Annotated in this window: 22 protein-coding genes; 13 read left to right on the top strand and 9 right to left on the bottom strand. The window is 39.8% G+C overall.

Going from position 1 to position 24,241, the window contains the following annotated elements; translation table 11 throughout:
- The first annotated feature begins 15 nt into the window (after window positions 1-15).
- The 5 genes from DWB64_RS00630 (at window position 16) to DWB64_RS00610 (ending at window position 5,681) form a co-directional block, all read left to right on the top strand.
- On the top strand, window positions 16-423 hold the full coding sequence (locus DWB64_RS00630) for a response regulator (RefSeq protein WP_129486240.1): 408 nt from the start codon (window positions 16-18) through the stop codon (window positions 421-423).
- Window positions 424-935: 512 nt separating this feature from the next.
- A complete protein-coding gene (locus tag DWB64_RS00625) occupies window positions 936-1,847 on the top strand; it encodes a hypothetical protein (RefSeq protein ID WP_129486239.1) in 912 nt (303 codons plus the stop codon).
- A 30-nt stretch (window positions 1,848-1,877) separates the two neighbouring features.
- Window positions 1,878-3,443, top strand: coding sequence for a sensor histidine kinase (locus tag DWB64_RS00620; protein WP_129486238.1), 1,566 nt, complete (start codon window positions 1,878-1,880; stop codon window positions 3,441-3,443).
- Window positions 3,440-4,759, top strand: a complete 1,320-nt coding sequence (locus tag DWB64_RS00615) for a sodium:alanine symporter family protein (RefSeq protein ID WP_129486237.1) — start codon at window positions 3,440-3,442, stop codon at window positions 4,757-4,759. The genes DWB64_RS00620 and DWB64_RS00615 overlap by 4 nt, the downstream gene beginning before the upstream one ends.
- A 1-nt stretch (window position 4,760) precedes the next feature.
- The gene (locus tag DWB64_RS00610) at window positions 4,761-5,681 is read left to right on the top strand and encodes a hypothetical protein (protein ID WP_129486236.1); all 921 of its coding nucleotides are present in this window, start codon (window positions 4,761-4,763) and stop codon (window positions 5,679-5,681) included.
- 58 nt (window positions 5,682-5,739) lie between these two features.
- Here DWB64_RS00610 and DWB64_RS00605 read toward each other — a convergent pair whose 3' ends face one another.
- Together DWB64_RS00605 and DWB64_RS00600 are read right to left on the bottom strand one after the other, a co-directional pair.
- The gene (locus DWB64_RS00605; RefSeq protein ID WP_129486235.1) at window positions 5,740-6,360 is read right to left on the bottom strand and encodes an S-layer homology domain-containing protein; all 621 of its coding nucleotides are present in this window, start codon (window positions 6,358-6,360) and stop codon (window positions 5,740-5,742) included.
- Between the two features lie 31 nt (window positions 6,361-6,391).
- Window positions 6,392-7,153, bottom strand: a complete 762-nt coding sequence (locus tag DWB64_RS00600) for a DeoR/GlpR family DNA-binding transcription regulator (protein ID WP_164980145.1) — start codon at window positions 7,151-7,153, stop codon at window positions 6,392-6,394.
- Between the two features lie 157 nt (window positions 7,154-7,310).
- On the opposite strand from DWB64_RS00600, the gene DWB64_RS00595 reads away from it, so the two are divergent.
- Window positions 7,311-8,630 carry a 6-phospho-beta-glucosidase gene (locus DWB64_RS00595; protein WP_129486233.1) on the top strand — a complete coding sequence of 440 codons (1,320 nt, stop codon included), beginning with the start codon at window positions 7,311-7,313 and terminating at the stop codon, window positions 8,628-8,630.
- Window positions 8,631-8,670: 40 nt separating this feature from the next.
- On the opposite strand, the gene DWB64_RS00590 is transcribed toward DWB64_RS00595, so the two are convergent.
- The 6 genes from DWB64_RS00590 to DWB64_RS00565 form a co-directional block, all read right to left on the bottom strand.
- On the bottom strand, window positions 8,671-8,967 hold the full coding sequence (locus DWB64_RS00590; RefSeq protein ID WP_206736632.1) for a DUF4870 domain-containing protein: 297 nt from the start codon (window positions 8,965-8,967) through the stop codon (window positions 8,671-8,673).
- A gap of 143 nt (window positions 8,968-9,110) precedes the next feature.
- Window positions 9,111-12,197 (bottom strand): DUF5704 domain-containing protein, encoded by a 3,087-nt coding sequence (locus DWB64_RS00585; RefSeq protein WP_371682590.1) that lies wholly within the window; start codon window positions 12,195-12,197, stop codon window positions 9,111-9,113.
- 203 nt (window positions 12,198-12,400) lie between these two features.
- On the bottom strand, window positions 12,401-13,285 hold the full coding sequence (locus tag DWB64_RS00580; protein WP_129486230.1) for an S-layer homology domain-containing protein: 885 nt from the start codon (window positions 13,283-13,285) through the stop codon (window positions 12,401-12,403).
- A gap of 121 nt (window positions 13,286-13,406) precedes the next feature.
- Window positions 13,407-13,799: a GxxExxY protein gene (locus tag DWB64_RS00575; protein WP_129486229.1), complete on the bottom strand. Its 393-nt coding sequence runs from the start codon at window positions 13,797-13,799 to the stop codon at window positions 13,407-13,409.
- A gap of 213 nt (window positions 13,800-14,012) precedes the next feature.
- Entirely contained in the window at window positions 14,013-15,233 is a 1,221-nt protein-coding gene (locus DWB64_RS00570) for a GHKL domain-containing protein (RefSeq protein ID WP_129486228.1), read from the bottom strand.
- Window positions 15,230-16,387, bottom strand: a complete 1,158-nt coding sequence (locus DWB64_RS00565; RefSeq protein WP_129486227.1) for a hypothetical protein — start codon at window positions 16,385-16,387, stop codon at window positions 15,230-15,232. Before DWB64_RS00565 ends, DWB64_RS00570 begins: the two co-directional genes overlap by 4 nt.
- A gap of 353 nt (window positions 16,388-16,740) precedes the next feature.
- Between DWB64_RS00565 and galU the strand changes: the two genes are divergently transcribed.
- The 6 genes from galU (at window position 16,741) to DWB64_RS00535 (ending at window position 23,035) form a co-directional block, all read left to right on the top strand.
- Window positions 16,741-17,631 carry a UTP--glucose-1-phosphate uridylyltransferase GalU gene (gene galU / locus DWB64_RS00560; RefSeq protein WP_129486226.1) on the top strand — a complete coding sequence of 297 codons (891 nt, stop codon included), beginning with the start codon at window positions 16,741-16,743 and terminating at the stop codon, window positions 17,629-17,631.
- A gap of 362 nt (window positions 17,632-17,993) precedes the next feature.
- Complete coding sequence (locus DWB64_RS00555) at window positions 17,994-18,299, top strand: hypothetical protein (RefSeq protein ID WP_129486225.1); 306 nt, start codon at window positions 17,994-17,996, stop codon at window positions 18,297-18,299.
- A 37-nt stretch (window positions 18,300-18,336) separates the two neighbouring features.
- Window positions 18,337-19,599 carry an S-layer homology domain-containing protein gene (locus tag DWB64_RS00550; RefSeq protein ID WP_164980144.1) on the top strand — a complete coding sequence of 421 codons (1,263 nt, stop codon included), beginning with the start codon at window positions 18,337-18,339 and terminating at the stop codon, window positions 19,597-19,599.
- 110 nt (window positions 19,600-19,709) lie between these two features.
- Window positions 19,710-20,465 (top strand): hypothetical protein, encoded by a 756-nt coding sequence (locus tag DWB64_RS00545; RefSeq protein WP_129486223.1) that lies wholly within the window; start codon window positions 19,710-19,712, stop codon window positions 20,463-20,465.
- Between the two features lie 776 nt (window positions 20,466-21,241).
- Window positions 21,242-22,396: a DEAD/DEAH box helicase gene (locus DWB64_RS00540; RefSeq protein WP_129486222.1), complete on the top strand. Its 1,155-nt coding sequence runs from the start codon at window positions 21,242-21,244 to the stop codon at window positions 22,394-22,396.
- Between the two features lie 243 nt (window positions 22,397-22,639).
- The gene (locus tag DWB64_RS00535; RefSeq protein WP_129486221.1) at window positions 22,640-23,035 is read left to right on the top strand and encodes a hypothetical protein; all 396 of its coding nucleotides are present in this window, start codon (window positions 22,640-22,642) and stop codon (window positions 23,033-23,035) included.
- A 361-nt stretch (window positions 23,036-23,396) separates the two neighbouring features.
- Here DWB64_RS00535 and DWB64_RS00530 read toward each other — a convergent pair whose 3' ends face one another.
- Window positions 23,397-23,609: a hypothetical protein gene (locus DWB64_RS00530; RefSeq protein WP_129486220.1), complete on the bottom strand. Its 213-nt coding sequence runs from the start codon at window positions 23,607-23,609 to the stop codon at window positions 23,397-23,399.
- A 209-nt stretch (window positions 23,610-23,818) separates the two neighbouring features.
- Here DWB64_RS00530 and DWB64_RS00525 point away from each other — a divergent pair, with 209 nt between their 5' ends.
- Window positions 23,819-24,214: a hypothetical protein gene (locus DWB64_RS00525; RefSeq protein ID WP_129486219.1), complete on the top strand. Its 396-nt coding sequence runs from the start codon at window positions 23,819-23,821 to the stop codon at window positions 24,212-24,214.
- Window positions 24,215-24,241: the final 27 nt, after the last annotated feature.

The raw sequence follows: 24,241 nt of genomic DNA, 5'->3' as shown, positions 1-24,241 counted from the left end.
TGATAGGAGAGTGTAATGAGAATACTAATTGCTGAGGACGACCTTGTGAGCAGAAGGTTTTTACAGAAGCTGCTCAACGAATATGGCGATTGTGATCTTGTCATCGATGGAATCGAAGCGATTGATGCTTTTATGATGAGCCTAAGGCTTGAAGAATACTACGACCTGATCTGTCTTGATATCATGATGCCCAGAGTAGACGGTATAAAAGTGCTAAAGACGATGAGAGACCTTGAAGAAAAACTGAATGTGAAATCGGAACACAAGGCGAAAATTGTCATGACGACAGCGCTTGGAGAAACGGATATCGTAAAACAAGCTTTTGAATATGGCTGCGACGCATATGCTTCAAAGCCGATAGACACTCAAAAACTGCTTGAAGTCATGTATAATCTCAATTTAATAAAGAACAGCATCATTTAAAGCTAAAAGGGATAATTCAATGAATGAATTATCCCTTTTCAAATATGTCAAATCAATCAGTGCTACTGATGTTCACAGTTTCCCGAACAATCCCAGTCGCATTTTTTACAATTGCAAAAATTTTTACCGCTTTTTTTAAAGTTTAGATCAGCGCCACATAAAGGACATGCCGCAGCTTCTAGTTGACAATCTTTAGTGCTCATAGTTAGACCCCCTTATTAGTTCCGCAACTTGTTAAAATTATAACAGGTAATTGCTTCAAATACAAGCCAGGGGTAAATAAAAAACCGTTTTCAGTGCCTAGAATTTGGTATATATATAGTGTACTGAGTGAATACAGTAGATATACGGTACCAAAGAATCCGCTGGTGATTCAATTGCATCAACCGATGACAACAAAGTCCACAAAGAATATGCCTTTAAAACAGATACTACTAGCGACTGTCTGGGAAGTCTAGTAAAATAAAAGAAAGAGATCCATCAATTAAACAACTTATCGAAAGGAGCTTATTATGCAATTTACTTTAAGCGAACTCACTTTTATAGGAACAAAATATCCTACAGTATCAGACCTTAGCTTTTTTACATTTGTTAAAAAGGGACTCACAGGAACAGAAGAAAAGTCACTTGAGGAAAAGGGTGTCTTTAGTAACGGTCAGCTGACAGAACCGATGAACACCGTTTTCGATGTTCTGGCACATGCGAACCAATCCGCGAGATTCGTGCTTAAATATCAGAATAACGTCATGGAAAAAGGGGTTTATAGTTTCAATGACAAACGAATCCTGGTGGAGAACATGCAAGGCGAAATCGTCATTAGCTTCTATGATGATGAAGCAAAATCGGTACAACAGGAAATAGCAGACCACATAGGAATGTCAGTACAAAAAAACAGCGCGCTGGATACGATATTGGAAACAGATGAATTACTTGTCGCGCTAAGTCTGGCCGACTGGTTGAGAAAGCAAACACTGCTGAATTACATTGAGGTAATTGAGATGCCGGCATTGACTGTCGAGTTGTTTGAAAGGTACCTGCTAATTCCTATGAAAAACAGCATTGCAGGACTATTAGCCGGGTTATACGAAATAAAAATGCCTGACCATGAACAAAAGCTGAAAGCCCTAAATGTACTGGTAGAAAAAAAACTGATAGGCATTGAGGGCGACGCCATCTCATTTAGCAAGGAGTTTTCGAATTTTGCAATGAACTTCTTACTTCCTGATACCCAAATCATACTGGAAACGCTCGACGGAAGCCACGAGGGTCCGGTTGTGGCAGCAAGCAATGTGATCTTACAGGCGGGTCTAAAGGATATTGTCGCATTTAATGCTACAGATGAGGGTATTGAAATGAATACTCTGACAAGTTCAGAACTACTGGCGAGAATTTCCGCCTATCTAAAATGCCCTAAGCTGAAATAAGTTACTTTACCGTGGAAAGGGGGAGTGTAAATGTTCAATTTTAAACGTTTTTCGCTGTTTACTCAAGTAATCATCGCACTTTCCCTTAGTTCGATCCTACTTGTGATCATGGCAGTAGCGATTATCGCCAACCAAGGAGTCAACCAAGTCAGACAGTCCATGGTCAACGAATACATAACAGAAAGCAAAAGATTGAGTCAGCTCTTCACGTCAGAGGGAATATTTGACAGGGTCAAGTATCAGTCAGAGCAATATGACTATGTAAATGTCTTTTACGTTGTTGCGACCTATACTAAAACAGGAAAAGTTAAGCAAACTGAATATTTGAAGTTGAATTATCCCTTTGACGAATTAAGCGAAACTGAACTCGAAGAACTAAATAAATCAGCAGATTCCTATCTGTTTTCAAAGGTGGAGACGGCAGAAAAAAGCAAGTTCCCAACCTATCGCTTGGTGCTGGAGAGACCTACTGAAATCATCGTGGTTGAGGCGATACTCAGCAGATTTGGCAATGTTCAAAATAGGCTTAACCAAAATATACTGATCCTATTGTTTATTACCTTGTTTTCAAGCATATTTATCGCCCAGCGCACGAGTGAAAGAATTGTAAATCCACTAAAGGACATGACCGATCAAATCAATGATATGGCCTACGGCAGCTTAGAAAAGGGACTGGATGCCCAGCTCACAAGTGGTAGCAACGAGCTTGGCGTTTTGGCCAGGGCCTTTGAAAGACTTAGGGAAAGAACCAACCAGTCCTTTGATGAAATCAATCAGTTGAACGAGTCATTGGAGCAAAAGATTGACGAACGGACAAGAGAGCTGCTTGATACCAATACAGAACTTGAAATATCGATAGAAAACCTTAGAAGCACACAGGAAATGCTGGTTAACACACAAAAACAAGTCGCGATTTCAGATCTTGTAAGGGGTATGGCCCATCACTTGAACACACCGCTAGGAAACGTAAAAGTCAGCATGAGCTATCTGCTTTCCTTAATTGAAAAAAGTGAGTGCATGGAAAAAGCAAACATACTCGCAACCGTCGATACCATTGGCAGAAATATGGATAGGGCCATCAATATCGTGGATAGGTTGAAAAACGTATCCATCTATGAGCATGTTGAAAAGGATTCGCTAATCGATCTTTGTGAGTTTACAAGAGATCTGATTGATTTCTTATCCATCTCACCTGAGAACAAAAGGTTGACTTTTGAACTTGAATGTCTCAGCGAGGTTAAGTTGAGGAGCAAGCCGGTGATTCTACTTCAAATCATCACTTCGATTATAGAAAATGCAAAGATACATGGGTTTGATGATTTGGAAAATGCGATCATTAAGCTTGTGGTTGAACTTGATACGGATATGATCTATATAAAAATCATGAATAATGGCAAAAGAGTTGACGGTTCTATTATCGATACCATATTCGATCCATTTTTCACCACCGAAAGATCCTTGCAGCATACCGGTCTTGGGCTTCATATCGCAAGAAGTCAAACCATCGCACTTGGCGGTAACCTATACCATGAGAGCGGTGAACTTGGCACTTGTTTTACAATTGCTTTGCCTTACAATGAGGAGGATCGAGTATGAATATGATTTTTAAGGTGACCTCGTTGCTTTGGTCTTACGTATTCCCGATCTTACTGATAATACTTGGATTACGACTTCATATCATCACTAAAGGTAAACTGATTTCTAAACTGTTTTATGGAGTTAAAGTACTCAAGAAGTATTCATTTAAAGAAACAAGAATGGGTATCTCACCACTTACAGCACTAATGGTGGCCTTGTCATCCACTGTTGGAATAGGTAATATCGCAGGCGTTTTCCTAGCCATTCAATTAGGCGGGCCAGGCGCACTTTTTTGGATGTGGGTACTTGGGGTCTTAAGTATTTCCATCAAATATGCAGAAACCATGTTAGGGCATAAATACCGTGAGATTCACGAAAACAGGTATTTGGGTGGCCCGATGATGTACCTGCAGCATGTGTTTAAGAACAAGACTTTACCTAGAGTTTACGCAGTTTCCATGTTGATATCGATCATGTTGGGCGTCGGTGTTATTCCACAGGCGCATATGGTGCTGGATATTTTCACTACCACTTTTGAGACACCACTTGTGATTACAGCTTTCGTATTAACGGGAGTAGTGACTTATCTGGCGTTTGGCGGTTTAAAGAATGTGAAGCATATGGCGATAATCATCATGCCTGCCATGCTGATCCTATTTGTGACCGGTAACCTCTATATCTTGCTGCTCCATGCGAATCAAATTCCTCAAGCATTTGTTCTGATTGTAAGAAGTGCCTTTGGGATGAAGGTGGTTGCTGGTGCGAGTGCAGGCTATGCGCTAAAGTATGCAGTAGAAAATGGAGTTAAGAGAGGAATCTTTTCTAGTGAATCGGGACTTGGTGGCGCGACGTTCGCATCGAGCCAGGCAATAGAAGTCAAGTCAGTCGAACAAGGATATGTCCACATACTCGAAGTGTTGATTGATACATTTGTAATCAATACGTTGACAGGGCTGACATTTATCATTACAGGCGTTTACAAGATAGCTGGAGAAAGCATCAGTCTGATCGAATCGGCCTATTTAGACAAGTTTGGCATTGGAAAGACCATTGTTACTCTTGGCTTGATATTTTTCGCATTTACCACAATTGTCACATGGAGCTATTTTGGATCTGAATGTGCAAGATACTTAAAAGGAGAAAAGGCGGTAAGGATTTTTAGGTTGGCTTTTGTTGTGATGGTCCTTACAAGCAGCTTTTGGGATATGAGCATCATTTGGGATTTATCCGATACGACAACGGCAGTGATGATTATTCCAAATATGATTGGTCTGTTTGCTTTAATGAAAGTCGTCAAGAACGAGACTAAAGATTACTTTGAAGGAGAGAATTGAGATGTTACAACTTCCAAAGCAGATCGTCGACCTGATTAAGGACGATATAAAAACCTATGCAAGGCCGCTTGAAATCGCTCTTTTCAACTACCATTTTGATGGAGCCTCCTACAAGCCTGTCATTGAAGCGCTGAAAGTGTTTCAGAACGAAGATGGTGGATTCGGTCACGCGATCGAGCCTGATATTCAAATGCCCAACTCTTCTGCAATTGGCACGACAGTCGCACTACAGATACTCGAACAATTACCGACAGAAGAAGATGAAGTAGCTGAGATAGTGGACAAATGCCTTGCTTACTTAAGCAGAAGCTACCATGCGAGACGCATGGGTTGGACGGCAGCCAATATCTTTGTCAATGACTATCCTCATGCCCCTTGGTGGCATGCCGATGAAAAGGGACTTACGGCTGTGGACGCTCGTTGGGGCAATCCGACAGTAGAAATTTTAGGTCATTTCATTCGCCTTCAACACGATAGGGGAGAGGTCACCTTTAAAGAACAGCTCGATTATGCAGTAAAACAATTGCTGGAAGCTACAGAAACAAGTGAACATGAACTCTTCTGCTATATTTCCGCATATCCATATTTCAATAAGGAAAGACAAGATCAGTTAAGACCAGTCATTACAAGGCACGTAAAAAAACTGCTCAACATGAACGTAGAAGAATGGAACACCTACGTACCTAGGCCACTGGATTTCATTAAGAGTCCCGACAGTGAGATGTTTGGGATCACGACAGATCAGATAACAGTACATATGGAATACATCATCGAAAAACTAATACAAAACGGACGTCTGACGACAAACTGGGAATGGGGAACTTATCCTGAGACCTGGCCAAAAGCCAAAAGCGCATGGGAAGGCATACTCACTGTCAAAACGCTGGTTCTGTTAAAGACCTTCGGTCGACTGGAAGAATAGATGAGATTGAACCTAAAAATAACCCTTGTGAGCATTTATAGTGCTCATAAGGGTTATTTTATTCTGTACTGGCTGCGATTGTAAAATAATAAGGATGGTCCACTGCAACATCGCTGAATTGGACGAGTTTGAAATAGTTGTCTTGAATGCTGAGTAGATGGTTGACCAGTGCGACTGCTTCCGCTCTTGTGATTTCACTGTGCATCTTCTCAAGGAAAGGTCTAAAGTCGACATCGATGCCTAAAAAATCAGCCGTCCTTAATAAGGTGTTTTCAGCAGCTAGCTTTGGTAGGGTCGCATCCGGAATCTCCACATGGCTTAGAATATGATAGTATTCAACTGCTGAAAGGCTTTCGTATGCCCAGTGGTCTGGAGTAACACAGGTGCTGTTTACAGCTGCAGAGCCGTTTATTCCGATGGCTCTTGCAATCATAGAGCTAAACTCCGCATAGGTGATCTGCTTGTCCGGTTTAAAGGTGTTGTCGGGGTAGCCGATGACATACCCTGCACCAAAGTCAATTGAACCTACAGGAATACGTAGCTCTTCGATGATCATAAATTCTGGCAGATCATCATCTGGATCGATGGGAAGATCCTCGATAATCGTAAAATCGTCCGCAAAGGTGAAGGTGAACAATAATAGGATTGTGAGTATCGCTATAAAACTGAAATGTTTCATATTATCACATCCTTAAACGTGAAGGCACAACTTAGATGGCCTTTATCTTATATTCCTTAAGCTTGTTAAGCTGAGCCATGTCGAATTCTTTTTCAGTAATCACATAGTCGATAGCTTCAAGTCGATAAAATTTAAAGATACCCGAACTCCTGTATTTATTGGCAGTAGTAGAAATGATTTTGGTTCGAGCGATATCGAGTATCACTTTCTTGGTGTTTCCGATATCCACAAAGCCTTCAATAAGGTCACCGCCGTGCAGATCCACACTCCTGCAGCTGACAAATGCCTTGTCCACAGCGTACTTTCGAATCTGACTTATGGCTTCTGGGCCTTCAAAACCACCTGTATACGTATTATATATACCCCCGATGGCAATGAGTGTAACATCTTCGCAGACACTTAAAATATTTGTGATCTCAAGCATGTCGGTCACAACAGTCACCTCGAGGTTGGAACGGGCCAGTTCTTTTGCGATATGAACACTTGTACTGGATGTATCTAAAAAAATATACTCGCCGTTTGTAATGATCTGGACAGCCTTTTTTGCAATACTCGCCTTATCCTCTTCATCCACCTGCACTCGGTAGTGAATGCTCTGGGCTTCAAATTTATTCTTCTTTCTTTCCGCACCCCCGTAAACCCTATCAAGCAGTCCTTGCTTTTCAAGCTTTTTGAGATCCTTGCGTACAAGATCTTCTGTAATCCTATAGTCAATGGCGAGCTCCTTTACAGAAATTCGACCGTGCCTATTCAGTTTTTTTATGATATCTGTGGATCGATCACTGGCTTTCATCCAACGCTCCATTTCTTGTTTTCTTATTCATAGGCATTATACCATAAAAACGTCTTGGTTTTATTGTTGTTTTCTCATTTGAGCTTATATACAATGAAAACAAGAAGTAAATAAGACGAAAACAAGAAAAACGTAAACGAGTTTGGAGGAGTTGTCTATGAATCAAACAAAGAATATTCCGCTTAAAATCGCGGTCATCGGTGGAGGATCCAGTTATACACCTGAGATCATCGAAGGATTCATCCTACGCCATCACGAGCTTCCAATCAAAGAAATCTGGCTTGTGGACGTTGAGGACGGAAAAGAAAAGCTTGAAACCGTAGGGAATCTGGCTAAACGAATGGTAGAAAAAGCTGGTATAGACTGCAAGGTCTACCTTACACTCAACAGAAGAGAAGCATTAAAAGGCGCTTCGTTTGTAACAACCCAGTTTAGAGTGGGCCAATTGGACGCTCGTATCCACGATGAGAGAATCCCTCTTTCAAATGGCATGCTAGGTCAAGAAACCAATGGCGTAGGAGGCTTTGCCAAGGCGCTCAGAACGATTCCTGTCATACTCGATATTGCAAAAGACATGGAAGAAATCTGCCCTGACGCATGGCTTATCAACTTCACAAACCCTGCGGGAGTGATTACTGAAACGGTGCTCAGGCACACAAAAATCAAAGCCATTGGGCTATGTAATGTTCCGGTAAACATGCGCAAATCGATTGCCAGCATATTAGAAAGAGACGACTTTGTATTTCACGCCACCGGCCTCAACCACTATGTCTGGGGCAGACATGTCTATGTGGACGGTAAAGATATCATGCCCGAACTGCTTCCTAAGCTCTTGGCAGATGATTCTTTCAATCCTAAGAACATCGGTGCAACACCGTATATGGAAGAACAGATCTTAGCGACTGGGCTGATGCCTTGTTACTATCATTCGTACTTTTACCTTCAAGATGAGATGTTAAGCCATGCAATCGATGACTTTAACAAGAATGGAACTCGAGGAGAAGTTGTAAAGCGTGTAGAAGAGGAGCTCTTCGAAATCTATAAGGATGAGCACTTGAATACTAAGCCAAAGCAGCTCGAGCTGCGCGGCGGGGCTTATTACTCAGAAGCGGCTTGTGAGCTTATCAGTGCGATCTACAACGACAAACGAAGCCTTATGATAGTTAATGTACAAAACAACGGCACGCTGTCATGCCTGCCGGATGACGCAGTCATCGAAACAACATGCATGATCACCAATGCGGGCGCACTGCCTTTAAACGTTGCTAGCTTGCCCGAATCGGCTCAGGCAGAACTGCTACTCTTAAAAACCTATGAACGCGAGACAATCATAGCAGCCATGACAGGTGATTACGGAAAAGCGCTACATGCACTGACAATACATCCACTTACAAGGTCAGGTCAAATCTTAAAAGAGACGCTAGATCAGGTAATCGAGCAAAACATAGCCTACCTTCCTCAGTTTAAAAAGCATTAAAAATAAAAAGCTGCTCCTATATAGGATCAGCTTTTAAGTTCTATTTCAAAATTTTGAATCCACCTACAAACGGTAGCTCTTTCTTCTGGCTGTTAAGTGCGTTAATGATTCCTATGATAAACAATACGAAAGAAGCGATTCCGATGATTGGCATTGCGATCCATCCTAAAATTGGAATCCATGGCATCACAATCGAGTTGGCCATTACGATAATAAAGAGAATGAGACCTTGATTTGCATGGAACTTGGCAAATTCATCTTCTGGACAAGCGATCAGCGGAATGAAAAATAGCAGATAAGCCAACGCCGCTAATACTTTGTTTTTTTCATCATTCATTAAAAAACCCCCTTGCTTAAGGTATGTTTGCATGCACCTACTATCTATTGTAATCCTTCAAAATGCGGTTGTCCAGTCAGTTAGGTATAATTACCGATCAATTCGGACAATTCAACTTGTTAACCCTTAGCGTTATCGACTGTCTATTCCGAGACCAAATCATCGCTAGCGTGCTTATCGATCTCATAGAGAATCACATCGCCGGCAACCGCTTCATAGGTCAGACTGGAAGTATCATAACCTTCTATAAGCCATTCATTCGCTGTATCTGTAACATAGCTTAACTTAGGATCAGTCACCTTCATATCCTTCACAGCATCAATCTTCATGTGGACAATCAGAAAACCATCTTCAAATATGGAGGTTGTATTATCCCTATAACCTGCAAAAAGATCAGCACCCTTTGGAACGACAATAGCGCTATTGGGTAAAAGATACTCTCCATACCACATCTGAACACCGGCGATTGCTCTATGCTTGTCTACCCCGGCAGGCAAGTTTGCATATGATCCGATAAAGGTTCTTAGAGCCTTCGAAAGAACGATGGTTTTTGGCTTGCAAACATAGGTCGTATCGAGAGTGCTCTTCAAATAGGCTTCCTTAGTAAGTCCTGTGATGGATTCTCCAAGCGCTTTTATCGTATCGGCAGTACGAATTAGTTCAGTAGCACTGACCTTTCTAGCTAATCCATTTAGCGAAATACGATGCTTCAGCTGATCATGGACGCTGCCGACTTTCACATACTGCTGACCTGTCAGATAGTATAAGTCGACAGGTTCTCTATTCAGTCCGTTTTGATCGACTCTATAAAATTCGGGACGCAGGATGATCAGGTCATCAATACCAAAATAATCGCCAATCGTCTTTAAGGCAAATTGAACCGGATAACCCAACTTGACACTTGCATCCTCTAGGCCGGTATCCGTGTTCTTACCTGGTGCTATCGGCAGTGTATATGGCCAAGCGCCGCCAGCGCCGATTGATCGGTTACTGAGCCTTCCATTCTTGTTGTTAGATCCGACAGTAAAGTAAGTCGATAGATCACTAAACTGGTTCAACCATCTTTTATCACTGACACCGGTCACGACAAAATCAAAAATCCGTCCGCTGACAACAATCGGTATCTGCTGTGCAGCAATATCATTGCCAAAATCTAAATTGGCCCTAAGCTCGTATCCTGAAGGACTACGGTGATTAAGGGAAACCACCTGCGTATTAATCACATAGTCTCCTTCATCACACCAATGAGGCACTTTAAAATATACTGCGTTTTCGCTAATCGGCACCACATGCCAGTTGTTCTTCTTTAGGTAAAATAGAGTATCGGGCGTGCCGATTAACTCATTTTTGTTGCTGCTTACATACACATCAAATGGAAAACTAATTCGTTTATACTTACTGTAAATACCATAGTCCCTGTAGCCATACCCTTTATTTGCGATGTGCCAATTTTCAGTATCAAAATTCACAGTCATCACATAATCAAGGGGAACATTCACACGCCCGCCAGATAAATCACTTCGCTGATCATAGTCGTCTTCAGGGTTTGCGGATACATCGCAAACAACGGGCGTATGAATGTTTAGGGGATTGCCGGTTACTGCGACAGAAGGTAAGGGTAGGGTCGAATTGATTTGTCGCTTGAAGGTATACTCTATAAACCCGGTCGTCTCACCATACCCATTAAAAATTCTATGTGAGATCAGATAATCCTTAAGTGTCAGAACAGCACTCCTTAGTTTAGGGATTGGTGCCGGTAGAGGAGTACTTCCTAAGTGCCAGTCATCATTTAAAACATGGATGCCATTAACTAGTATTCGATCGTTTCGAACCTTTATCTTACCTACAGCAGAATCAGCCTCATCAAAAAAATCAAAGCTGGGTTTTGACGATCTGCGGTAAGTCGATTTTGGGAGAGTGACGATATATTTATTGAGCGATGCGTTCCATGCAGCATTAGTCCCTAGAGCGTCTGGTCTGTTAATATAACCGGTCTGCTGCAAAACTTCAATGTCTTCAGGAACGAATCCGAGTGCACTCGCCCTTAGTAAAACAGGGTCTAAGTAGCTTAACTTAGGGTTATAGACATTCACAAGGTCCAGTTCAAAGTGATTAAGCTCATAAATCGTATAATATGAATAACTTCTGTCAACGGAATAAGTTTGACGTTCAACGCCGTTTTCTGATTGTGGATCATTCGAAGTAGTGGTATGTCCACCACAAGGGTCATCTGCATCATCAACGACAGAGTCGCCATTTGTATCGGCGCAAGGTGAGGTATGGTATGAAGTGTGCCTTGTCTTTTCATTCCACTTTAAGGTATATGGTTTGACAACCTCGACGTTATAAGACTCAACGCCAGTGTTGAGAACACTTGTATAATTGAATACAGTCGGAGTGTCGATAGTAGCACTTATTGTTACAAGTTCACCTGTCGGTATCGCTCTACTTGCATCAAAAGTATCACTACTGATTTCGATAGAACCCGATAAATCAGCATTTGGGCTAGCCGTGTCCTTTTCAAGATAAAAAGTAACATAGAGTGTCTGCTTTTTATACTCATAGGCATAATGCACATCCACTGACTTGCTTACAGTTGTAATCGTTGGATTTGCAATATAATCGACGCCTGCGCCCTTATAATTAAAACCTGGAATATCGATTGCAGTGATACTTAAAGATTGGCCATCATCTACTAAACGCGTTTCAGAGGGATAAACAAGGGCACCGGTTGTCATATCCTTATACTCGATAATGATATTTCCCCTTAATTTATTAAAGGGCTGAAGTGCCACATCAATGTAATACAACTTTCCATCCAAATCACTAATATGCCAAAGCATCGCAAGCCCATAAGTAGTTTTTGTAGGTGGAGTCACCACATGAAAAATCTCTTGCCACGGCACATCCTTAGTCTCATCAAAATGATCCCCAGTTGGCCTAAGCGGATTCCCATGCTGTTCGTGCATGCCTGCTAGGAAGGAGTTTAGGAGTAGTGAATCACGATACCTGTTAAAAGTATTATTAAAAACCCAGTCAAATCTTGAATCTGAAGTGATAATAAGACTATTATAAGGCGAATAAATCCAATTCATTTCTGAAAAATCAATACTACTTTTCATATCGTAAGAATAGTTGTAATTTGGTATGTTTTGATTATCAATTGATTTACCTAAATAGCGGTACTCAGATATATTGGTTAGATTTGAGTATTTGCAGGTGCCAAACATATCGCCATAAGCAAAAGTATTATATTGATCAAACGTATTTTCATTTAGACTAGCTGAATTAGAATTTTGTAAATAATACTCAGGGATTTGATATAAATAAAAAATCTCTTTGTTTACTTGGTTAATAATTTCAGTGTTCACAGTAGCATAAGAAATTGAAATAGAGATAAGCACAAAAAATACAATTGTTATACATTTACGCATTATAATCCTCTTATTGTAATCCAGCTGTTACTGATGTTAGAACCAACTTGAATTTTGGAATTACCCCATTCAAACGATTTCAGAGGTAGTGAATCATGATGATTAGTTTTAGTCTTAACATATTCAATAATCTCATATGTAGTTTTCTGATCAACTTTTGTTAGAAGATAGGATTTTAAATCAACATACTGATCATTTAACGGTCTAAAAATATCAATAATTACACTAAATGCAACTTTGTTAGGATCATCAAATTCTTCGATTTGAATATCACTTTGATAAGCAACTACAATCTCAGGAACCTTCCTAACCCCTTCATCTAAAAATCTCACAAGCATCGTAGATGCCTCACCGCGAGATGCGAGCTGGGTATCTTTAAATGAACCATCGGTGTAGCCTGTGATAATTCCACTTCGGTACATTAATAAAACGGGTGCCTGGTCTTTAAAGGCGATTGTGTTGTAGTCTGTAATCTGCGATTTGAAGCTATCTAAATCGTCAAAGGTTTCTGTCATTGCTCTACTGATCATTCGCGCTATTTGACCCCGTGTGATGTCAGAATCCAGTTTAGTAAATTCAGTCTCCGATCTTGTAATCAGTCCTAATTCCTTTGCTTTATCCATATAAAGCTGCGCCCAGTGTCCTGTGGGGGAATTGCCGATTGCTGTATAGCCCATGGATGAAACCAGTATTTTTGTGAAGGCGGCAACCGATATTTTATTGTCAGGTTTAAATGAACCATCAGGATACCCATTGATGGCACCACGGGTGATTAAATCGTCTACATATAGTTTGGACCAGTGGCTATCTATATCAGTAAGTGCAAAGGTTAGAGATGAACTGACTAGTAAGACCATTAGGATAAGTGCAATAATTTTTTTCATAGAAACCTCCGAGGTTGAGTTTAGCGTTTAGTAAATCCTACCAAAACAACACAGCAAACGCTATACAAAACAGTCCATATAAAGAAGTAAAAAGGTGAAAAGAATGTCGAATAATTCGACATTAGTCACCATAATTCTGTTTTATCATGACACGTTTCACTCCATCGAGCATTCTGGAATGGCCAAAATTGAGGATAAGCGCTGTAGTCCTATTAGCCGCCTTAATTTTTGATCGTATCTCAGGGATAAAGATATCTACTGTTTCCTGACTGTTTTTTACACTGACTACAAGATCATCAACAAGCAGATCAAAGGTTTGTTTACCGATCGCATCACCCTTATATAGCACATCACTTTCCTTATCCATCATACAATCCACACTTCTAAGTTTCATTTCTTTAAACAAGGCCACCTTATAAAACTTAGCGTCTAGTCCTCGCCCTAATTGTCTGTGCACCTCAATTGCTGCCGAAATAACTTTGCCCGAAATAGGGTCTTTTAACTGATCATTCATGATAATACCTCCTTTTGTAAGGCATCATATAAAATAGCTCGTCGCAAATCAAGCGATTTGCCCTGCAAGTATGCAGCAAGCAGACTGCTCAAAAAGGTATATTGACAAAATCGCAACTGCCGTTCTGTGTTCAAAATAAAAGAACACCAGCATTTATCAACTGGTGTTTCGTTAAAAATGGATAAAGTTGTAATACTTTCGAAATATTAAATCCTAACTAAGAGAGGTTCTTTTACTACTTAGGCATAGTCGGGCAGAAGGACCATTTATGTTTAGTGATAGCTCAGCACTGTTTTTTTCGGCCAATTGCTTTGCAGCGCTAAGGCCAAAATTAGTTTCGTGTTTACTGATATCACAGGAGGAATTATCATCAAATACCTGTTGTAGCTTTTGAGTAGCCTCTTCGGTAACTTGAGTTTCAATGAAGAGTGTCAACTCAGGTAGCGATACTCCAACCCTAATTTCGTTGTTCACTTCAATATGAGTGTTCACACAGTCGATGGCGCTATCCATCATGATACCGACAATAACCGCAAAATCCATTGAATTGATCAAAGAAGTGTTTGTTTCGAGTAGCATTTCTGCGATTTCTTCAGCTTCCAACACCTTAATTCCTTCACGTTCGGCTTTTAGTGCTTTAAGTTCTAGCATGATCGCAATAAGGGTTTTTGGAGTTTCGGATGATGAATAAGCAGTGAGTACCTGTTCGACATTTCTCAGGTCATGTACTTGGGCTAAATAGTCATCCATCATCGATTTTTTAGTATTCAACTGATAATGGATAGATTCATCGGTTATCTTACTATGTTTAAGTCGGATGATATTCGCAGTGATGATATTTATGAGTGCGACGATCAACACATGAATCAGAAAATAGATTGTTCTATTCTCTTGGTACCCCAAATTGAAAAGTGCATCATAAAATACAATCAGCAGCCACCACATATTAAGACCGACCAGAAAGATATAGCTCGTGAAATCCGGAGTAATAGCCAATATTTGCTCAATGTACTTCTTTAGTTGTTTTCTAAAGAGCAAAATCAGAGCATAAGTCGGAATATAATTCAGTAAAGTAATTAGTGGGCTTAAGTACTCTACAGTCCGAGTTTGTAAAAAAATCACTCTGCTGAGTAATCCAAACAAGACCTCAGGAAAAATATAGCCGGGTAGGATGACCAGATGCAGCAAGAATCCACGAGTAAAATGAACGTTGAACAAAGCCATCAACAGTAACGATTCACCAAGTGAGAAGAACAAAAAAGGAACAAATTCAGTGATAACATAATTGTGTTCTAAATAAACTGCAGTGCCGTCACAGATCAAATAGGCGAATACATAGGGCAGCCACTTGGCCCACCGCTTTAAAATATCTCCAGTAACCAGTTGGGCGATCAGTGTCAAGAAAATCACTTTATATACTGAATAGATTATCATGATCGCACCTCTCTTTTAAAAGTCAGGTACACTTTATCGGTATCGCTGATATCCACAATAAAACCTAATTTCCTTGTGACATTTTGTAGGGTAAAGACTCTGATAAGCTGTTGATTCAGATGGCGACTTTTAAAAACAGTCAGGCTCGAACTGAATAATCGTGACAAGTCTGCAGTTGGTAGTATATTGTTATCAATCGTTACGACAAAATAGGGTGACTCTTTGTAATTCCATGACATTGTCAGTCTGCTACTGTCGGACACCTCAGCAAAAATATCCGAGATAAGTGCTACAAAAGCTGCAAATAAGTCAAAATCGCTAAAATCATCAGGAAAATCCAAATGAAGTTTTAGGTTGTCATATTGATTGAGCAATCCGTAGCTGACTACATTCATATAATCGTTATTGCTTAAATGCTTCAAAATATTTTGTGACAAATACTCATGAACCAAATTGGCAGGAGGGGGAGTATCGTACTGCTGATTTATAGCATGATCAATCCTTTGCAATACTTCACTTTCACTTTGAATTACTTCGAGGAGTTGAGGATTTAATTTGCTGAAAACTTGATGCTGGCGCGAGATGTAATATCGAATGCGTAAATCAATGCTAAGCGCAGTAGCAATAATCACCATGTCCGTAAACCAAATAACAAGTGAAAGACTGGCGATGACGATATTCGAAAGAGGTACAACATAAAGCAACAGGAGAATATGCAGTGGAAAAATGAAGAAAGTAAATTGAAGTGCTGAGGTGGTATAATGGTCGTGCCATTTTCCTAAAAGTTTAAAGTGTATTTCGAGTAATATGAAGATTGGGCTGAAAATAAAAAAATAGAAGGGCATTTGAATCAGCTCAGGTACATTACTAAAAATGGCGATTGCAGATAATAGAATCATTTCGGCGGTTGCCGCAGTACTTAAAATCATTAGCGCCTTAGATACCCAAAGCGGATTTTTTAGACGGTAGATGCTTGCAATAGAAAATGACAGCAGTTGCACATTAAAAGACAAATCAAAAAATGGATATAAGATCATCGATGCTAAAAGCATAATAAGTGCGCTCTTTAGATAAAGAATCATATTTTTTTCGCATAAAGTTTCAAATAGCAGTGGCATTAAAATGGATGCTCCGACGATGATGACAATATCCATAGTCAACTCTCTTTCGATTCCTATCAAGGCTAATAAAGTATATTTAGTCCATTTAGTTTGTAACCATTTTATACCCTGCTTCTGGAAGCAAACTCAAAAAAACGCATGTAACAGCAAAAAAATAACAAGCATTTTGCATCAAAGCGTGGTCTGAAGTCTATTTCGGTTCTCTAAAGGTATTCAGTGAAAAGTAAGTAACTGTAAAATACTTGGGTTATGATTATACTTAAATGGTAATAAAAGTTCTTAAAGTATGAATTAAGTATGAAATTTTGTTAATCGATTGACTAGGTCTAGATACTTACATACAATAAAAAAGAATGACAATAAAATTCAGTTATAGGGAGAATTTAATGAAAATCACTAAAGCGGTTATTCCAGCTGCAGGACTTGGCACAAGATTTTTGCCGGCAACAAAAGCCCAACCAAAAGAGATGCTACCGATTGTAGATAAGCCTACCATTCAATATATTGTCGAAGAAGCGGTCGCAGCTGGCATTGAAGATATCATCATCATCACAGGTCGCGGCAAACATGCTATCGAAAATCACTTTGACAGAAACATCGAGCTAGAGCTCAGACTACAAGAAGGCAACAAGCTCGACCAATTGGCTACAGTCCAGGCGAGTACAGGTATGGCAAACATACATTACATAAGACAGATCGATCCAAAAGGTCTAGGACACGCAATATTATGCGCTAAGCACTTTATCGGCAATGAACCTTTCGCAGTACTGCTTGGAGACGACGTTGTCGTTTCAGAACAACCCGCTATCGGGCAACTGATCAACCAGTACGAAGCGATGGGGGGCACAGTGCTAGGTGTTCAACAGGTAGAACTAAGCGAAGTAAGCAAGTACGGCATCATCGATAAGACAGATATCGACGCAAGACTTGGCAGAGTCAACGACATGGTTGAAAAACCAAAGCAAGAAGATGCACCAAGTCAAACTGCTGTTCTAGGAAGATACGTCATTTCGCCAAGTATCTTCAAATACCTAGAAGACCAAACACCAGGAGCAGGTGGCGAAATTCAGCTGACAGACGCCCTAAAGCGCCAGGCAAAAGACGAAGCGGTTTACGCCTACAACTTTAGCGGCAAAAGATACGACATCGGACATCAACTAGGATTCGTTCAAGCAACCCTAGAATTCGCATTAAGAAGAGCAGAACTAAAAGAAGACGTAATGGATTACCTAAAAGAGTTTATGCAAGATCCAGAAGGTCATTTAAACTACAAGTAAGCTCACAAAGCCCTTACTCTTAAAAAGTAAGGGCTTTTTATACATGCCACATGTAATATTTTGTTATAAAAAAATTGAGATGTTAAAAAGCGAATAGGATACATAAATAAGTCAATAAGCAATCAAAAAGAATTTTAATCTCGTAAAAACGACAAAAACCATTAATGTTTATAAGACAGTGGCTTTTTTATCAAATAGCCAAAGCACATTACTAACAGTTCAATAATTGTTGTATTTGGCATATTATGTGTTACTTTATTATATGATTTAAGGAGGATTCATAGGGCAATTGAAGCAAGTTCAAATCTTACACAACTACACTTAATTTAGACACAATAATGACAATAACAAGTGAGGACACAATGAAAAAAGCAATCATACTTATACTAATTATTCTATTATCTACAGTTGCATTTGCAGACCAGCCATTAAACAATGAATCAAAATATGGGTTTGAAATTACAGGGCTCCAGTTCAATTCGGATTATCCAGGTAGTATTAAAATTGAAGGCGTATATGTATATCGTGATCAGGACGACTATGTATTCACCTTGTTGTATAGCAATGGCAAACTTGCAGAAGTAGTCAGGAACGGTACTACCGTTCCTAAAACATCATTCTTTAATCCACCAGGGCGACTTATATATGGTGTCTTGGTTGGATCATGAGAATTTGCAATATGAGCAGGGGAAGATCACTTATACTGTGAAAAAAGATCTATTTGAACAAGGTGATTTTACAACAGTCTTTCTTTTTGATGAAAAGTTTGACGATGCTGATTCAAACCAGTCGGTATATATCCGAACAGAGCAGATTGATTTTGGCAAAATACCGAGTAAGTCAGAACTACTTGATGGATATAAAAATACGACTAACGAAGCAACACTCAGTAACAATAAGTCTACCTCAAGCTGGGCTGAACGAGAAATCAATGAGTTGTACCAGTCTAGCATTCTAAATGATTCATCTTTTTCTCTATATAAGGAATCAATTACTAGAGAACGTTTTATCGATATCATGGTTCCGCTTTATGAGTTCTTGAAAAATGAAAAGGTAATGATAGATCCTGAAGTGAGCTTTAAGGATTCTACAAATCCAAATGTGCTAAAGGCTGCAAGTATCGGGATTACCTATGGAATTGCTGAAAACATGTTTGGTCCTGATATAGCACTAAACCGTGAGCAAATGGCGACGATCTTAGTAAGAACGCTAGTTAAATCAGGACTAACTATAGACGGAGAAGTTTCGCCACATGTATTTGCTGATGACATTACTATCAGCAGTTGGGCGAAAGAGAGTATCGCAGTAGCCTACAATCTTGGTATGATCAGCGGTGTCGGTGAAAACAAGTTTGCACCTGGCACGCTTGCATCAAACGAGCAGGCACTTGTGTTAGTCAGCAGATATCTTAAGAATAATGAGCATATAAAATGGTTTAGCGAACTGGATAACGACAGAATTTATCTGAACTTAGATGACGAGTTATATAAAATTGAACTGAATGATGCTGTTCTTGTTAATAGTAATATGACTAGCAGTGAGCTGATGATCAGCAGTTTAGACGATTTGAAGACTCTCGTGAACATAAGTGCTGTAACAAAACAGAGCATTAGTTACCTTGAAGACTCGAACCCAAATGTAAAAGGCACAGCTTTGGAGCAGGAAGCTGAGCACATGAAATTGACTGGTTCGGCACTTTTTTCTGGGGTTGATAAAATTGGTGAGGTGATGAATGTGGCAATAAGCCATAACTCATTTGATAAAACCTTCAATACGACAATTACTCAGCTGACAAATGGCACTACCACTTATGGTGAGGCGTTTGACAAAGTGAACTATTACGACCTGGATGCAAAGTCGATGTCGGGAACTATGGTCAACTTTACAGAGATAATGAGCACGCTTGGTATCGACGTTGTGATTCGGTACAATGAACAGTGGAAAATATACGAAATTGAATTTAAGTAGATATTGATAATATGCTTTTGGATAGTAGCTGAGCTCATCAGCTACTATATGTTTTGCAATATATTCTTGTATAAGTGAACTTTAACTAGCGATTCAGTAAAGGAGTTTAAATGAAAGTACTAATCGAAAATTTAATTAGCATTGGTGATATCATTAACTGGATTTACGCAGCTATTGGAGCTTTTGTCGCATATATAGTGCTCCATAGAATGCAGAATAATCGTGAACGACATTCTATGGTAAAAGAAATTGAAGACACAATCAATGATTTATTGATGCGTGAGGAAGCAAAATCATCAAATCTGAATAATGATTTTAAATGTCAAACGGTTATGTATAGAACAATACTGCATGACGAATCTGCTTGGGACATGTTCAAAAAAGAGAATATCTCTATTGATGGTAATCAACGTTTTGTTCGAATTAGAAATACTGATCAGCATATTGAATTGGTAGGAACTACATTGCTTCATGAAACGCTAATTATTTTTAGGCGCATGCAAAAATTATATGTTGATAAAATAATCAAAGATGAAGACTTGAAAGACTTATGGCGAGAAATAATTCCATTTATGCGAGCTGGCAAAATTGAGTTTTTCATATCCTATTTTGGTGAGGATGACGTAAAACCAATAATCAGTATTTGCTTACATTGCATCTATGCATCTTTAAAGTCACATCATGAGTCAGCCACTAAGTATATTGCAAATATGAAATCTGAAGATGTAGATTTTGAACGCTATATTAGAAAATCGTCTAATGTTAAGTTCTTAAAAAAGAAAGTGATATTGAAGTTATTAAATGCTAGTGATGTAAATAGATACATTGACGTAATTGCAGAAGCCTCTGAGACAAATATCATTTAGTTAATAAAAGTATAAAGCTCAGCAAGACGACCATGCGAGCTACTCGAGATCATACATGCAAAAAAGTCCTAAAAAACCTAGGCAGGGAAACAATCCTCGCCATCGAAGACATGGTCTGAGTTTTATAGAACTTCAAAAAAACGGAAAATATGTCTCGGAGCGTATCAGCTTCCTTCTGAGAAAGATGTAAAACCAAGAAGAATGGATGTAATATTTTCACTCTCGAAAATGAAGGTGAAGGAATCAATACTCTGATTTGGGATTATGCTGTTACAGGGAACTACAAGGTTGTAGACGTTTATTCGGAGTTTGAAAGCGCAAATAAAATCGATGTCGTTCGATTTTATGACAACTTCCTATTTAACGATCCACATCCAACGACTTTTGGACACAGTGAGATTTTTAGATTGCATCGTGAAGCTTATGAGTTAATGAATTAGGAACTTAGAATTAAGAGTCCAGGTGATGGGCTCTTTTTTTGAGGAGTTGAAGTTGAAAAAATGTTACTGGTCGTTGTGGAATTTGATTTGTGTGATTGATGTAATTTGGGTGCAAATAGGAGGGTAGACACAAGGCCTACCCGTACGGAGTGTGGGGGAGACACAGGGTCTAGCTGGACAATGTGGACTAGGAATTACTCTTTTATGGATTTAGGATTGAAGAAGCGGGAGTATGGGTGTATAATAAGCGATTAGGCAAAGAGGTATTAGTGAAGTTGCTTAGTGTGGATGAATTTATATCTGCATTTAGATAGAGGAAGAGAAAGAAGGTAGGATTTGAATAATCAAGGATTTGAAACTATCGGTGCTCAGGCGCCGTGGATAGAGGCTTTGGCAAAATTGAACATTAGTGAGGCGACACCTATTCAGGCCCAGAGTTTTGGTCTTGTCAGTGAAGGTGGCGATCTGATCGCGCAGGCGATGACGGGGTCTGGTAAGACATTCGCCTATTTGCTGCCGCTCTTTCACAAAATCGATGTGACGAGTAAGAATCTGCAGGTAGTAATTTTAACTCCGACACACGAGTTGTCACTGCAAATCAATGAGCAGATTAAGCTGCTTGTGAAGGCTGCAGGGGTGGACATTCGGTCTCAGGCCCTTATTGGTGGCGTTAAGCTTAGCCGTCAGGCAGATGCGCTAAAGGAAAAGCCGCATATCCTAGTAGGCTCGGCAGGCCGTATGCTGGATCTTGTGAAGCTTAAAAAGCTTAAAACCCATTTTGTGAAGACGATTGTGCTGGATGAGGGCGACAAATTACTTGAGGATTCGCATATCAAGGACCTGAAGGCTATCATCAAGACGACGCAAAGGGACAGGCAGCTGCTCTTGTTTTCGGCATCTTTGTCTGATAGAAGTCGTACCCGCGCTGAGGAAATGATGAAGTCACCTGATCTTCTGGTGGTAGAGGCTGGCGTACTCAATCCTTTGGTGGCACATGCCTACTGGTTATGCGATAGCCGTAAGAAAGTGGAGAACATACGTAAACTCGTTTCAGCGGTAAAACCCACCAGATGCATCATCTTTGTGAATAAGAACGAACTGATTCAAGATGTGACTTCAAAACTAAACTATCATCATTACCCTACGACATCTCTCTTTGGAAATCAGTCCAAAGAAGAAAGAGCAAAGGCCATGAAGGAGTTTACAACTGGTAAAGTGACACTACTCGTCACTTCTGAAATGGCATCGAGAGGCCTTGATATTAAAGGGGTCACTCACGTCATCAATTTTGACATGCCTGTATCGCAGGACGATTATATGCACCGAATCGGTAGAACCGGCAGACATGGCAAGCCTGGGATGGCGATTTCTGTTGTGGACGACTATGAGCTTGGCATGCTTGAAAAATACGTCGCCCGATTTAATGTGGCGCTTAAGAATATCCAAGTCGCCAAGGGTGAAATGATGGATAAGTACGAGAAAATGGAATAGGTAAGACTAGTCGATAAGGCTGTTTGGATAAACTTAGTTGAATCCGAGCAGCTTTTTTTTATTATAAGCAGGATTCAACTATAGGAGTAGGCCCTTGTGACTCATCAACATTTGTATCTTCTTGAATAGTATTGTAAAAGACATCATAGTTAATTCATAAATTTCAAATCAAAGTCTTTGCTCCTTTAGTGGTATTATTAGTTCATTAGGTGGATTTGAATTTAAAAAAAGGAGTAATTTTACATGTCAGGCAAGTGTGAGGATTGCAAATTTTGCTTTTCGGGTGAGATATACGGATATGTATGTGGCGGGACCCATTATGATGACGACATCACGGATTCTGTCAGCTTGATAAAGGAATGTTATAGTGAAGGTCTGGATGCATTCATTGAAAATATGAAAACGGATGTGTTCAGTTTTGAACCTGGTACCAAGCTAGGTCAGCTTAAAATTGACGGCAGACACAGCATAGAGGTTATCGACCAAGTTGGCAAGGGCATAAGGATAAAGGCCTCCAATGCGAAGCTGTTGATGGGGGATTTGATCGTTGTCCATAGGGAATTGGAGAAAACGTATGTGGTCAATACGATATTTGATCCGGCGCCTTTTAGGGGGCAAAGCTATTTGATCGTTACTTGAGAAGTTCAATTCACGACTATAAATTGAGTATTCGACTAGGGGAATCCATATATTAGATCACCATAGCGTCTATTTCATCGGATGAGGGCTAATGGTGAGTACGAGCAAATCTTAAGAGCCGCGGAGTCAATGGGGCATTTCAATGATCCTGTTTCTTGTGACGAGATTGACCTTGTACATATGCTCACGGTGTCGATATAGGCATTACAGATGTGTTAGCTGTTGAATATCAGGAACGCTATTACGATGCATCTTTACGTGGACCGATAATTTGGCGACTTTCATTAATAACCATGGAGGTAACCGTCGAGTTTTAACCGTAAAAGAGAAATCCGAGAAATCTCGGATTTTATTATGACTGTTATTCCCAGTCGAAACTTTTTATGATAACGAATATTCGGTGCAGGTTTTCATCAGGTGCGGTAGCAATCAAGTTATGAATGAGTGTACTTACATTTGGACTGGTCTGAACTAGTGATGTGAAATGGTCCTCTGTCAGTTTTGATGTGGTATAGACTTGCTCGTTGAGTAAATTTCTAGCCATTTTCAGCTGGTATCTGTCGTTGGTTTTCATACTTCTCTCCTAGATGTCATTTTGATATTGTCTAAACAAAAATCCTATAGTTGCAGTGTACACTAAAAACGGTTCAAAAAAACACTAATCGGTGAGGGGTTCTGTTATTTTTTGACTGGTTAATGGTGAATGCTTAGGGGTATATATAAGAATACCAAATCAATGAAGTTTTTTACATTTTGATCCATAGACAGAAAGCTGGCGATATCATGAAAATTCCAAACATTTTTCTTATTTGGAGTGTAAGTACGATCATCATAGTACTAACGCTGGTACTTCTTGTTCCGGATACGATGCAATTTGGTGAATTCTTCTCCGCAAAGGATGTAGGTGCTGCGATAGATGATTTTGTCAAGATTGATGAGCTAACGGTTTCGTTAGGTGGATTCAATGCAAAAAAAATGGACTCAGAGGATTATCAGGAACTATATTTGAGTATTTTCAGTGAGGACATCGATTTTCTTGGTGGTCTTGTAGAAGGCGGTGTTGACCAAAATGAGTGGACCGTGCTCGATAATTATTTCGCTTCGCACTTTGAACTGGAAGAGGAACGAAATAAAGCGGTAATTGTGTTCTTAAACTATCACGGAATCGTACGTAGATAAGAAATACACCTATTTGATTTATACATG

Source organism: Fusibacter sp. A1 (assembly GCF_004125825.1).
Taxonomy (GTDB): Bacteria; Bacillota; Clostridia; order Peptostreptococcales; family Acidaminobacteraceae; genus QQWI01.
Note: the sequence above shows the minus strand (reverse complement) of the source record. Positions and strands in the feature narration are given on the sequence as shown.